Origin of the sequence: Flavobacterium lacus (assembly GCF_003268815.1) — a bacterium.
Taxonomy (GTDB): domain Bacteria; phylum Bacteroidota; class Bacteroidia; order Flavobacteriales; family Flavobacteriaceae; genus Flavobacterium; species Flavobacterium lacus.
This window is the reverse complement of the sequence record NZ_QLSV01000006.1, coordinates 176,260-189,592: the sequence shown is the minus strand read 5'-3', so window position 1 is coordinate 189,592 and position 13,333 is coordinate 176,260. Positions and strand designations below refer to the sequence as shown.

Below are 13,333 nucleotides of genomic sequence, written 5' to 3'. Positions count from 1 at the left end.
GTTTGTAAACTTCGGCAAAGATACAAATTAGAAACTTTAAAAAGAATTGAACAAATTAGAAAATTGGTGTTAAATTAATAATCAAAATACCAATTAAATAAATCGGCTCTCAATCCAACGGAAAACCAAGTGGTATCTTGCTTAAAAGTTGTTGGAGTATTCTGACTTGGGTCGAAGTTTCGATAAATCAAACTCATAAAAACTTTAAGATTCGAAGCAGGATTTACCAAGTAACCCGCCTGTAAATCGGCAATCATAATGGTTGTTTTATTTCCTTGACCAATACTTACGCCTGTATCAAAAGGTCTTTGATCGTCATAATCTTTATAAATATTTCCTCCGTAATTAAAAGAATTTTCGGCTGTATCAAAATCCAAACCACGAACACCATAGGTTAATTTTGCATCACCAAACCATCTTCCTTTAAAATAACGAGCAATAGCAACTACTTCTTTTGCATTCCCCCCCCATTGATGACCTAAACTTTGATTGTTGTGCCCATAATTGGTGATAGGTGTACTGTGTGAATAAACATAAGGTCTGATGTGGTTGTATTCCAATTGCAGTAACAAATTCTCGACATTGAATGCATTATAATATTTTGCTCCTAGTTGATATCCGAATTTATTTTTCCAACTTTGATTTGCTTCTTTTACATCCGCAAGCGAAAATTCATCAATCAAAAATTGACCGTATAATCCAACTTGGTTGCTCCATTTATATTTTGTGGTTAATCCCAAAAGTGCATTTCCTGTTCTGGAAGAAGAATTAAATTCGACTGTTCTGTAAAAAATTATCGGGTTAACAAAACTAAAATCGAAACCTCTATCGTTGGTGTTTGTCCAAATTACAGACTCAAAAAAACCAATATTTAAACGTTTGGACGCATTCCAACTTAAATAATGATTGGCCATGTATTTGGTTGCATAAGTTCCATCAACCGTTACTTCCGGACGAATATCTTTCAACCACATATACGTATTTGTATATTTTATTTTCCAAAAAGTGGTATTGATTTTAAAATACGGATACGGACTGGCTCCATCACTCGTTAAAAGCGAGCGGTATCCATCACCAATAAAATTTCTACCGTAACCTAATTGAAGATTAATAAAATTACTTGGCGTGTAGGTTAAATTTGCTTCTGATAACGGAAAATCATAAGCGTCATCTTTGAATCTTTTGGCAATTCCAACTCCGGGAATTACTGCTGGATTTCCTCCTGAAGGGGCAATACTTTCGGCATATTGGTTAAAATAATCGGCAAATCTTCCTTGGCTTTCATAAATAGAAGTTGTAAAATTCAATTGCTTGCCTAAACCCCCTTGAATTTGAAGTCCTCTCGTGTTGTGATACGTATAACTTGATTCACTCGGGCTGCTTTTCCCCACTCTTAAATCCAAAATAGGATTCATGGTAAACCAGTAGTCTTCCCCTTGAATCGCAACTAAATTTTCGTTCCAAAATTTTTTCCCCCACCAACCGGTTTTGCTTTTCATCAATTTTTGATTAGCTTCTTCCAAATTGTAATATCTATTAACTTCGGAATAGGTATAGGGCTTGGAAGCCGTATGATTATTTGCTCCAACTTGGTTTAAAGCCACATCAAACTGAGCATAATTACTATGAGAAAAAGGTATATTTAAATGACTTTGAAACTGTGGATTTGAAAAGATTTCATATTTAATATTTTTATACTCATCTAATTCATTTTTATTGACTTTAAATTCGGAAGCACTTTTTTTAGCCGCTTCTTCTTTAGCTAATTTTATCTGAACAGGGTCTTGCAAAGGAATACTAATACGAATAGAATATCTTGAATAGGTTGGGTTCCCCGCATAGGTTGGTGGCCCAATTGGTTTCATTTCATTAAAAACCCTTTTAATTTCCTCATTTAACTCGGGATAAGCTGCGTCTGAATATTGCATAATGAATTTCCCTTCACTACTTACCTCAAACAACACAATAAAATTTCCTTTGAAATTATTATCCGAGACGTTTTGCGGAACTTTAAAATTTGTAAAAATCTTTTGCTGTACTTCATCATAAAAACAACTTTCTAATTCCTGATTGAATTTGTTCTCGCAATTGGGAAAAACCGGAAACTGTTCAACTTTCTTGTCTTGCGACCACAAAAAGTTTGAAAACACAACCATTAAAAGAAGAATATAGTTTTTCATTTGAGTCATTGTTAATAATTATTATCAGCTATTAATCCGGCTGAAATGGCTTTTGCCGAGGAAGTTCCAATTCTTTTTACACCTAGATTTATCATGTCGATGGCTTCTTGGTATGTTCGCACTCCACCAGCTGCTTTAACTGGAAGTGGACTGCTGTTCTCTAGCATCATTATTATCGTTGGAATCGTTGCTCCGTTGGGCTTGTTATCTTGTGTCTTGTAAAAGCCTGTGGACGATTTGACAAAAACTGATGAATAAAAATCTTCTTTAAAATTAGCAATGATTACATTTTTTATCAAAACCGTCAATTGAACAATTTGTTGATCTGTTAAAGCAGCTACTTCAATAATCCATTTTACGGTTTTGTTGTGCGACAATCCGAGTTGCGTACCTTTTAAAACTTCATCCTTGACCTTATTAATCTGACCCGCTTTGAATAGTTCATAATTAATTACAAAATCTAAATCATCTGCACCATCTTCAATAGCCTTTGAAGCTTCGGTGAGCTTTTCTTCTAGCGTGTTTGTTCCTTCGTGAAAACCTATAACAGTGCCAATCAACACTTTTGATTTGGCTTCTGAAATCATTTTTTTAGCCATCGCAACCATATCCGGCCGAATCATAATGAGTTTAAAGTGTTCTTCAATCGCTTCGGAAATGAAACCTTGAACCACTTTTTTATTTTCTTCAACAGACAAACCAGCCTGTTCCGGTGTTTTTAAATACGTTGAGTCTAAAAATTGTTTAATATCCATTGCGTAAAAATAAAAAATCCCACCGAAGTGGGATGCTTTTTACCAATAAATATTTTTAATTACTTATACGAAATGTAATTGGGATTGTATAACGCACATTAACGGGCTCTCCTTTGACCTTTCCTGGCTTTAAATTTGGCAATTTACTAATGACTCGCAACGCTTCTCTTTCTAAATCCCTATCATGGAATTTGTTGGCATTTGCAGGTTTTACACCAGTTATCGAACCGTTTGTATTAATAATAAACTCTACATAAATTGAGCCTTGTGTATTATTTTCTCTTGCTGTTTCCGGGTAACGCAAATTTCTTTGCAAATACTTTTTCATTTGTTCATTGAAACAGGATTTTTGAGCATCGCCTTTTAAACCGGAACAAGCTACAAAAGTCGGAAGTTCATCTAATTCATTTCCGTCATAAACTTCCTTTATTATCGGCAAACTGGCTGTAGGTGCAGCTGTTGTTATTGGTTTGATTATGTCTTCAATTGGTGTATCATCTGGAGCAGCTGTTTCTGTATCTTCAAAATCTGCATCACTATTCTCAATCGGCTTAAGATCATTAATTATTGGTTTGTTTGGCATGTCTTTCGGTTTAGGGTCCGCCTTAGCAATTTCCTTTTGAGGTGTTTTTTCAATGGTAAAATCATGAATGAATGGTTTTTCTGAAATGTCGATAGGCTCTCCTCTTTCAAAAACCTCAATTTCGGCAACCGGAGTTTCTAATTCAATAATAAAATAAACGGCAATTAAACTTGCCAAAAGCCCTAATTGGAAGTAAATTTTTCCATTGTGCTTTACGTTTGGGTAATCATCTAAATTTCTCATGGTTTCTATGGATTAGTTATAAAAAATAGAAACCAAAAGTTATGCCAAAAAAATAATCCGCTCAAATTGAGCGGATTAAAGTAAATTCTACAGTAAAACTATTGGTCTAACTTAAAAGTAATAGGAATACTCATGGTCATCCTAACTGGTTTACCTCTTTGTTTTCCGGGTGTCATTTTGGGGAGTTTTCCCATAATTCTTCTTGCTTCTTTTTCCAAAGTTGGATAAGGTGCTCTCATGTTTGCAATGGACACAGTACCATCTTTTTCTATTATAAAACTCACAAAAACTTTTCCTTGATGACCGGCATCAACCGCTGCGTCAGGGTATTGAAAGTTTTTCTTTATATGTGCCTGAATTTTTTCTTGAAAACATTCTTTTCTTTTATCTTTTGGAACGTTTTCACATCCTGGAAACATGGGTACATCTTCAATAATTGCAAAAGGAACATCAACTTCTGGCTCTTCAACTTCTGCCACAACCACTTTTTCAGCCTTTACAACCTCTTCTTTTTGGTTGGTTTCAGTCGATTGAATTTCTACCTCTTTTATGTCTTTTTTATCTTCTACAATTTTAATCACCTCCGGTGCTGGCGGTGGCGGTGGCGGTGGTGGTGGTGGCGTATTCAATTGCATTGTTACCGGCACATCTTCATCCAGAAAACTAGTATCTGCTTCTTTCGTTAGGCCTGAAAGGTCTTTTTCGTATGTTTTTAACTCTATTGCAAGGTAAGACAATATTGCGATAGCGGCTAAACCAAGTTGGAAATAGAGTGCACTATTTCTTTTTGGGTCAACATTTATATTCTTTTTTGGTTCCATAATTCTTTAATTGAGTTGCTAATATAACTATTTATTAAAAATACTAAAATTATTTTATACTATTTAACCTTTTTCTGTTCAAGTAAACTACAATTGTTGCAACAAAACTGCCAAAGGAATTGGCTAAAGCATCTGCTACTTCTGGTTTTCTGTTCTCTGTTAAAACACCTTGTAATATCTCAATAATTATGCCATAGCAAACAGCCATAACGAATGAAATGATAATTGAATAATTTGTACCAACCTTATAGCCCAAGTTTAAGATGAGTAAGAAGGTTAAGATAAAATAAAATAAAAAATGAACGTATTTATCACCATTTACAGGTGAAATTTTTGGTAAACCATTCAAACTTGCCAAACTTAATGTTGTGATTATACAAATCCAACTAATTAAGGCAATTAAGAAAAAGTTTTTTTTATGCACCAATCAATTCTTTATATTCTTCGCTAGATAACAAATCCGCAAAATCAGCAGGATTTGAAACTTTAACTTTTACCATCCAACCGCTTCCATAAGGATCTGTGTTGACATTTTCTGGTTTGACTTCCAGATTGTCGTTGAACTCAATTACTTCTCCAGCCAAAGGCAAAAACAAATCTGAAACGGTTTTAACGGCTTCAACTGTTCCAAAAACTTCATCTTTTTCTAAAGTCTGGTCTAGTGTTTCTACTTCAACATATACAATGTCACCAAGTTCTTTTTGGGCAAAATCTGTAATTCCTACAGTAGCAACATCACCTTCTAAACTGACCCATTCGTGGTCTTTTGTGTACTTTAAATTTGATGGTATATTCATTATTCTAAATTGTTTGTACAAATGTAATTTTTATGTTACTATTTTAAACTATTTTTTTATTAATTTTTATGTTAATTACCAAAATTATATCGCAATGTAAATCCTGCTCTAATATTAGTCAAAGGAAATGCCGTGGAAATTACTGCTTTAGAAAAAGTGTGGTCGTAAAAGAATATTGCTGTAAGATTTTTGCTAAATGCATAATCAGCAGTTAATTTTGCAGACCAAATATTTTGTCCCCCAGACAATTGGTTGTTATCATAATCTAAATAACGAACGATAGTTTTGTTATCTCTAAAAGAAAAATCGGTCCTAATGTTAATATCACTTTTAATTACGCCTTGCGGATTGTCTGCCAGAGCGGAAGTAAAGGTAACATCTTTAAATCGGAAGCCAAGCCCAACAATATATTCCAACCCTTGAATTTCAGTTAGAAGATTATTATCAAAACTCATGGATAATGCTCTGTCTTTTTTCATTTCGGCTAAAAATTTAAAAGAATTTTGCATTTCAAAATCAACCCGAATCAATGGGTTAAATTGTTCTACCAGGTTCACATTTTGGACAAGCGTTTTATTGTAAAAATTACCTCCTTGGTCTAATTGATTAGGATTTTGTTCATATTCAAAATTTGACCGGAACGAATTGATTGTATAGGCTGCTTTGTAACTGTGCTGTAACGAAAAACGTTTGAATCTGTCTTTAAAGAATTTGTAACGCATCAATCCACTGTATTTAACTGTCCAGTTTGGAAGCGGTATATCTCTTAACGCACTTAAAGAAACACCCCCTGATTCTTTACCGGAATAAGCCGCCAAAAAAGAAGGAATTAAAACCGCCTGACTACTTCTTCCAAAGCCAACAGGAAAACCAAAATTTGGGTTTGAAGCATCTGTCACTCTTGGAATATCACCAACATAATATTGTTCTGCTAAACGATTAGCTATCTCCAAGCGATTATCTCTAAATTCTTGGAATGCGGCAGAATTACTTTCATCACTTTTTTGAAAAGCTGTTTTAATCAAAACAGTTGAAATTGAAAAGTTACCGGTAGTATATGGTGATCTTGAAGTATATATTCCATTTTCTACATCATATTGCTCAGAAAAATTTTCCATATAATTTCTATCAGCAGTAAGATCTATTGTTAGGTCTGGAAATAAATCAACCTTGGCAGTTGCGTTCAATTGCTTAGTAACGACTTGTGTGAAGTTTTGGTTAAATTCGGGGTAAATGGTTAACCACCCACGTCGGGCGGCTTCGTATCGCACATCGTCTTGAAGGCCGAATATAAATCCTGTGGTTGGTTTTGATGAACCAAAAAAACCGAGTGACTGAGTATAGCCCGGCAAAACTGTACCTTCGTTCTGTGTATAATTAACTTGAATGTTTTTCACGCTAGTTAGAACACCTATTAAACCATCCAAAAACACATTTCCTTCGGATTGTTGCGGCTGTCTTGTACTTACGATTTTTTCTCCGGGTTTTGGAGCAGCAGGTTTAGATGGGGCAGATTTCTTTTTAGTTTTTGTTAAACCAACATATTTATAAAACATATCCATATTCATCGTTGCATTCAAACGGTGCGAACCTGAATTTTGTATAGTATTTCCTAAATTAAACACAAATCCATCCTCTGTTTCAAATGTAGACAAGGCATCAGAGGAACGCATCCAGCTATAAGTTCCAGTAAAAGAATAATTAGACTTTAAAAAACTTAAAAAAGGGATTTTATTTATGGGAATATCATAATTCAACACAAATTGTTGATTATGCTGATCGGGAGTACCAACACTCCAATAATCATCAAAAATTCTGTTCTCTTCTTCCGGAAACCCCTCTTCATCAAAATAATTTCTAACAATATTGGCTCTACTAACTGTGTAGTTTAATTTTAATGACTTTGTAAGGTTAAAATTAAACCCATATTGATAGTTGAATAAATAATTTCTTCTATACAAGGCAGATAATGGAATTCCTTCCACTTCAACCTGTCTGAATTGTTGTCGGTTGAACTGTCTGATTATATTTGTACTAAAGTTGATATTAGAGGGTAAATAATTAAAATTGAAATCACTCAATAATTTCCAGTATTGCGACTTTTTCAAAAATTTATTACTTTTTAGAGGCTCTATTGGTTTGTTCTGAAAGGTATGTGCAAAATCAACTGCTGTTCTGGTTTGTTGATCAACAAAATCCTCTATTTCATAATTATGTTTTTCAATTTCGTTAAACGAATGGGAAAAAGTTAGATTCTCCACATCATAAATACGGGCTTTTTGTTCAGGTCCGCGTTCTTTTCGAACCCCAATAAAATTTATACTTGTTCGTTTGGTATAATCAATTGCTCGTTTTTCTATATTTTCCCGTTCAGCACCATCAGTAGTTATTTCTAACAATTGCTCGAGTCTAATATCCTGATTGAAAGGATCATATTCCGGAGTGATAGTTTGCTCTCCAATAGCATAATTAAATGGTAAGGTTATTCCCCATTTTTTTGGAAATAATTGACCTACATTGATGTTTGTTACAATGTCATATTGTTGCATATCTTCTCGGCTTCGTTCATTTACCCCTTGCTCTAATGCACCAAACCCAATTGTGCTCATTCTTCCGGTTGCCGATACGGTCGCAAAATCAGCTGCATTTGCATCTACATTTAAAACGGCAGCATATCCACCTTTGTTTTTTAACCCGGCTACACGTAATTCATTAAACCAAACTTCACCCCGAATACTTTCAAGCTCAACTTGACCTGTTTTGGTATTTCTTAAACCAATCATTAGGGTTCTAACTAAGCCAAAGTTGGGATTACCTTTTATACCCAAACGAAGTTTATTTGGTTTTGAAGCTGCTGAGGCATCTAATTGATCTTCATCTTGAAAATAAATTTCATCAGGATTTGGGTTTGCACCATTTATCGCTAAAATTTTAAGTTGAGTTAACAAGGCTAAATTCAAATCAATTTCATTGGCTTGAGGCCAAACTTCCTCTGGCACTGTGGAACCATGGGGTGTGACTTTCAAAGGAATTTCAACTTGATAAAAATTCGAAATAAAGTCATTTCCAAAACGGATAAAAGCCACCATTTCATCATCCAATAATCGATCGGCATCAACGTTGTTTTCGATAGCTTCAGCATGAATAAACATTTTCAGCTTTTCAAACTGACGCATATCAACCTCTAAATTTTTAAAAACTGCTCTCGAATCTTGCGGCTCTAAACCACCGGGCAGACTAGTGTTCTTTTTAGCTACTCGAAGCGACAGTGATTGCTCATTTTGATTGATAACAGTATTATTGTTAAACAACTGTTCTCTTTGTACTCCCGGAGGCATTACATAGCGAATTGGGGTTCTGTTACTATTTTCTTGAATATTGACCGATTGTACATCAAAAGCTGTATTATCGTCTTCATCTTGTTCTACTGTTTCATTTGGATCTAACGTTCCTAAGTACCTTCTCCACTCTCCACGAACTAATTCTAAAACGCCAAAACGAACCGTAATCTCTTCTGTAAATCCGGTCATAAACATTCTCATAAAACGTATTGAACGAAAATCTGATATGCTTCCTATTTTATTTTGAAATTGAGAAACCGGAATTTTAAATTGAAGCCATCTTGCCTCAGGTAAACCGGGACCACTATTTCCCGGTGGAGTTGCTGCTACAGGAACAATATCTGTTATATAATTTTGACCAACACTCATATTTGGTGAAACATCAATTTTATACTCAAAATACGCATTGATGGTATTCATGGTATTATCTCTGTTTATGTCTTCTGCATCGGGTAATGTCGAATTTCCTCGGTTATTATCGGCAACGTCAACAGGAGAGTTTCGCTCTAAACCATTATAGTTTTTATAGCGTTCAATCACATTACCGGAAGCATTTAAATAAAACTGATAATTATCCGCAGCAGGATCTTCAAAAGTTAAAAACTGAGGAGCTAGCCCCTCTAATTGTGCTTCTTCGGCATCATTAACACCATCTAGACCAACATCTTGAAGAGCCCTATTACCATTTTCCGTATCAAATGCATAGATAAGCGATTGCGAAGCCGGAACTTTTCCCCAGAATGTTGGAATAGTAGGCTGTGTTGAACCAACTCCTGGCAAACCATTTTCATATTGTTTTCTTCCGTCTTTCAGCACATCTTCTGAAATTTCTCCTAAGTTTAAATAAATTTCACCAGTGTTAGCTGGGTTAAACTCATCCGTTCCAAAATAGGGGTCCAGCATCCAAAACTGAATGTACTCAACATTTCCTTGTTCAAAGTTAGTTGAATTTATCGCCCGCATTATACCCCCAAAATTAGTTTCAGGATTTGGTAATGTGTTAGCGGTGGTAGTTTCAGGATTGTAATTGTAAGGTCCTCTTTCTGTGGGGAAATAAGTTAAATCCAATGTATTAATAACCGTTTGTTGTCCTTGAGCAATATCGGTTACCGGAAAAATTTCATTGATAAAAATTCTTCTGGTCTTGTTTAAAGCCATTTCATCATCGGAAATGCCAGTAGGTCTCTGACTGGTGTAGAAAATTGGATCAACGGTATACCAAGCTAATTTTGCTCGCTTAAAACCGGTATTTCTTCCTGTAAGAGTCTCCCCAAAATTGTAGGTACTTTCATTATTATTCAAAGGCACACTAGAGAGACTCCAAGCCAAAGCTGACTTCATGTCAATAGTGGTTTGAGAACCTTCAAAATCATCGACATATAGGGTAGATTCACCATCAAAATTATCTGCTTTTGGCGTGCCCGGCTTTAAGAAGGCAACTTCTCCACGAACGGAGATATTGGAAGGAACATCCGTATCTATATTTGGTAATTTATTTACTAATCGGGTTAAAAAAGGAAGTTCTGCTGAATAATTTCCATTGAATCCAAAAATCGAATTGTTGACAGATTCTTGTCCAAAACTTGATTTCTGTGTAAAAGGCCTTTCAGTCATCCTCAAATAGGTAGCCCCAACTTGAAATTTATCTGAAAATTTATGATCCACATTAACGCCCATAAAACGCCTGGTTTGCTGACCGAAAACAGAGTTATTTTCAACAGAAATATTAATTGGTGTTCCGGATGCTTGTAAAGAAGGGTCTAAAATCCGAACCCTCCCCAACTGATAATTTACTGTATAATCAATCCCTTCCGCTAATGTTCGCCCTCCCGCTGTAACAACCACTGACCCTCTTGGCACATTGAATGCACCAATGGGAATTCCGTCTCCGCCTGATGACTTATAACGCCCACGAAGCAAAAATTTATTTTTTTCGCTTTCTTGAAGTGCATCGGCTTGTGTACTTCGATACATTTTTCGGTAAACGTATTTGTTTTGATTGGCATTATACCCTGTAACCGTATTGTTGTAATCCTCTCCCGAAGTCGATTTCAATTTATCAAATAAATGCTTCCCGAAAGGTTCAACGGTTGTGAAAATCAATCGTCCATTTTGACTATCAACTGTCAATCCTGGGATAAAATCAAAAAATCCATCTCCCCCTTGCTGCGGGTCGTTGGTGTAATTTAAACGGTCCACGTTAAAAACTCGTAGCAATGGTGTTTCAGAAACTTCATCCTCAGGAGATGGAAGTGGATTAGTTAATGTGATATAATTTAAAGGTGACGGATCAGAATATAAAATATTGAACCTGAAATCTTCCTGATCTAACTGAAAAGCACCCGGAATTTGGTAGATGTTTTTCATCATTAAATTCCATATTGGTTTTTCAACATTTGTTAAATTACTTTTCAACATTTTCAGAATCAAACATTGTGTGACAGGAATATTTGTCCCGGGGTCTACTACAGTTGATTCAACCCCATCGTTACCAAACTCACCCACTTGATAAACATCATCTCCTATTGTATATTGATAAGCCACGGCAATAACTTCATCGTTTGCTAATTTTTGTTGAAGCGAAATATATCCTAATTGCGGATGGTATGTGAATTCATTCGTGGTTAACTTTCTAGCGTTCTCCAATTTAGAATAATCTAACCCTTCAACGGCATTGTAATTAAAACCTTCATTGGAGGTCACAATTTCTCTAATTTGAGGACGCAGCAAACCATTTCCGTTTTGAATCAAAGCCGGGTCAAAATCGTTATTCGAGTTTTTTGATGGTGTATTGGCAATAACGTTAAAAAAGCCTCCCGGTATTGGACTAATTCCAACAACTTCTGCATCAGATAATCCCGGTAATTGTGCCTCACCTAAATCCTGAAGAGCAATTATATTTCTTAAATTATTTCCTTCTTGTGAAGTGTTTATTCTATTTTGACGATTGGTTATCCAAACTTCAATCCGTGTAATTTGTACACGACTATCAATCATTGGATATTGCCTTAACGAGCCATCATATCTGTTTCTGAAATATTGAGAAAGAAAAAAGTGTCTGTCTGAATCATACTCCAAAGCAAACATTTGAAAATCTTGGACTGTTCCTCCTCCTTCAGCAGTTACTGAACGTGTTTGTGACTTTTGTTCAGAAAAAACTCCGGTAATTGTTGTTCGTCCAAATTGAAACTGAGCTTTTACCCCAAATAAACTTTGAGCTCCGCGAATGAGCGTATTATTTAAAGGCATACTAACGTTACCTACTTCTATTTTTTGCAAAATTGCATCCTCATCCGGGGTGTATTCTAGCTTTATAAGGTTTTGAAAAGCAAACGTAGATTGTGTATCATAATTAGCATTCACATTTAACCTCGTTCCCACTTTACCGGTTAAACTCATATTTATCCGTTGATCAAAATCAAAGGTAGTTGTTGTTCTATTCCTTGGCGAAAAGGAGGGATTATCTTGTTTTGTGTAGCGAACCCCTAGATCCATTTCAACAGACCCTCTCGGCTGAACATCGATCGTGTTACTTCCGAAAATTGTTTCAAAAAAACCAGAATTTACATAGTAGCGTGGCAATAAATCTTTTTTCCCATCTTCTGCCCCTTCTTTTTTCCCATCGATTGCATCTAATTTTTGTTTAAAATAATTACGCATCGACTCGCGAAGCACTAACTCTTCATATTCTTTAGGGGTGAGAATAACCGGATAGTTGATGTTGAATTCTCCAATTTTACTATTGTAAATATAGCGGTCGGTTACGGGGTCATACGTATATGCCGAAACAATACTTGGCGGATTGCTTAATACTACTTTTCCTGTATTATAACCAACCGAATCTGTTGGGGTTTCATTCTCATCAACTTGAGAAAATGCGGCAAAACTTATAAAAAACATGGGCCAAAAAAAGCATGCTTTCAATGACACAAAAAAATTAAAATTATACGTAGTTTTCAAGAATTATAAATTTTTTAATGCTTGTTTAATTATTGTTTCAATGGTGGCATCAGGATTCTCTTTCACAATTTTTTCTACCACTCTTTCTGCCAATTTTTTGTTAAAACCTAAAACCTCCAAGGCAGATAACGCTTCATCTTTATTTGTATTGTTTAAAGACATCGAAACTTCATCTAAATCATACACCTTTAACACTTTTTCTTTTAAATCTAAGATAGCCCGTTGTGCTGTTTTTGCTCCAATTCCTTTGATGGATTGAATGGTATGGACATCGCCATTGGCTAAGGCTTGCAGTATTTGCTTTGGTTCCATTGACGAAAGCATTGTTCTGGCAATACTAGCTCCAATTCCGGAAACGGAAAGTAAGAGTTTGAAAATCTCTCTTTCTGATTTTTCGACAAAACCAAACAAGGTATGTGCATCTTCTTTAATCTGAAGATACGTAAATAATTTAATAGTATCTGAATCTGGAATAAGTGAAAAAGTATGCAATGAAATATGCAGTTGATACCCCACCCCGTTGCAGTCAATGACTACATCGGTAGGTGTTTTTTCCACCAAACGACCTTGTATGTGAGCAATCATGTAAACTAAAAGTTAGTTTTCAAATGTAACAAAAATCTTTAATTATTAATCAACAAAACGATTAATAT

Annotated in this window: 8 protein-coding genes; all 8 read right to left on the bottom strand. The window is 35.2% G+C overall.

Annotated features, from left to right (window positions below):
- Window positions 1-74: 74 nt before the first annotated feature.
- Window positions 75-2,180, bottom strand: a complete 2,106-nt coding sequence (locus tag B0I10_RS08040) for a gliding motility protein RemB (RefSeq protein ID WP_112086015.1) — start codon at window positions 2,178-2,180, stop codon at window positions 75-77.
- Window positions 2,181-2,191: 11 nt separating this feature from the next.
- Complete coding sequence (gene deoC / locus B0I10_RS08035; RefSeq protein ID WP_112085990.1) at window positions 2,192-2,935, bottom strand: deoxyribose-phosphate aldolase; 744 nt, start codon at window positions 2,933-2,935, stop codon at window positions 2,192-2,194.
- Between the two features lie 55 nt (window positions 2,936-2,990).
- Window positions 2,991-3,761 carry an energy transducer TonB gene (locus tag B0I10_RS08030; protein WP_112085989.1) on the bottom strand — a complete coding sequence of 257 codons (771 nt, stop codon included), beginning with the start codon at window positions 3,759-3,761 and terminating at the stop codon, window positions 2,991-2,993.
- 98 nt (window positions 3,762-3,859) lie between these two features.
- On the bottom strand, window positions 3,860-4,582 hold the full coding sequence (locus tag B0I10_RS08025) for an energy transducer TonB (RefSeq protein ID WP_112085988.1): 723 nt from the start codon (window positions 4,580-4,582) through the stop codon (window positions 3,860-3,862).
- Window positions 4,583-4,631: 49 nt separating this feature from the next.
- Window positions 4,632-5,006, bottom strand: coding sequence for a VanZ family protein (locus tag B0I10_RS08020; RefSeq protein ID WP_146740325.1), 375 nt, complete (start codon window positions 5,004-5,006; stop codon window positions 4,632-4,634).
- Window positions 4,999-5,379, bottom strand: a complete 381-nt coding sequence (gene gcvH / locus B0I10_RS08015) for a glycine cleavage system protein GcvH (protein ID WP_112085986.1) — start codon at window positions 5,377-5,379, stop codon at window positions 4,999-5,001. The genes B0I10_RS08020 and gcvH overlap by 8 nt, the downstream gene beginning before the upstream one ends.
- A 71-nt stretch (window positions 5,380-5,450) precedes the next feature.
- Window positions 5,451-12,620, bottom strand: coding sequence for a T9SS outer membrane translocon Sov/SprA (gene sov / locus B0I10_RS08010; protein WP_112085985.1), 7,170 nt, complete (start codon window positions 12,618-12,620; stop codon window positions 5,451-5,453).
- Between the two features lie 63 nt (window positions 12,621-12,683).
- Window positions 12,684-13,265: a Holliday junction branch migration protein RuvA gene (gene ruvA, locus B0I10_RS08005; RefSeq protein WP_112085984.1), complete on the bottom strand. Its 582-nt coding sequence runs from the start codon at window positions 13,263-13,265 to the stop codon at window positions 12,684-12,686.
- Window positions 13,266-13,333 lie beyond the last annotated feature (68 nt).

Bases quoted from the DNA above. Each gene is read 5' to 3' on its own strand.
- B0I10_RS08040 (WP_112086015.1), bottom strand. From the start codon at position 2,180: ATGAAAAACTATATTCTTCTTTTAATGGTTGTGTTTTCAAACTTTTTG.
- deoC (WP_112085990.1), bottom strand. From the start codon at position 2,935: ATGGATATTAAACAATTTTTAGACTCAACGTATTTAAAAACACCGGAA.
- B0I10_RS08030 (WP_112085989.1), bottom strand. From the start codon at position 3,761: ATGAGAAATTTAGATGATTACCCAAACGTAAAGCACAATGGAAAAATT.
- B0I10_RS08025 (WP_112085988.1), bottom strand. From the start codon at position 4,582: ATGGAACCAAAAAAGAATATAAATGTTGACCCAAAAAGAAATAGTGCA.
- gcvH (WP_112085986.1), bottom strand. From the start codon at position 5,379: ATGAATATACCATCAAATTTAAAGTACACAAAAGACCACGAATGGGTC.
- sov (WP_112085985.1), bottom strand. From the start codon at position 12,620: ATGTTTTTTATAAGTTTTGCCGCATTTTCTCAAGTTGATGAGAATGAA.
- ruvA (WP_112085984.1), bottom strand. From the start codon at position 13,265: ATGATTGCTCACATACAAGGTCGTTTGGTGGAAAAAACACCTACCGAT.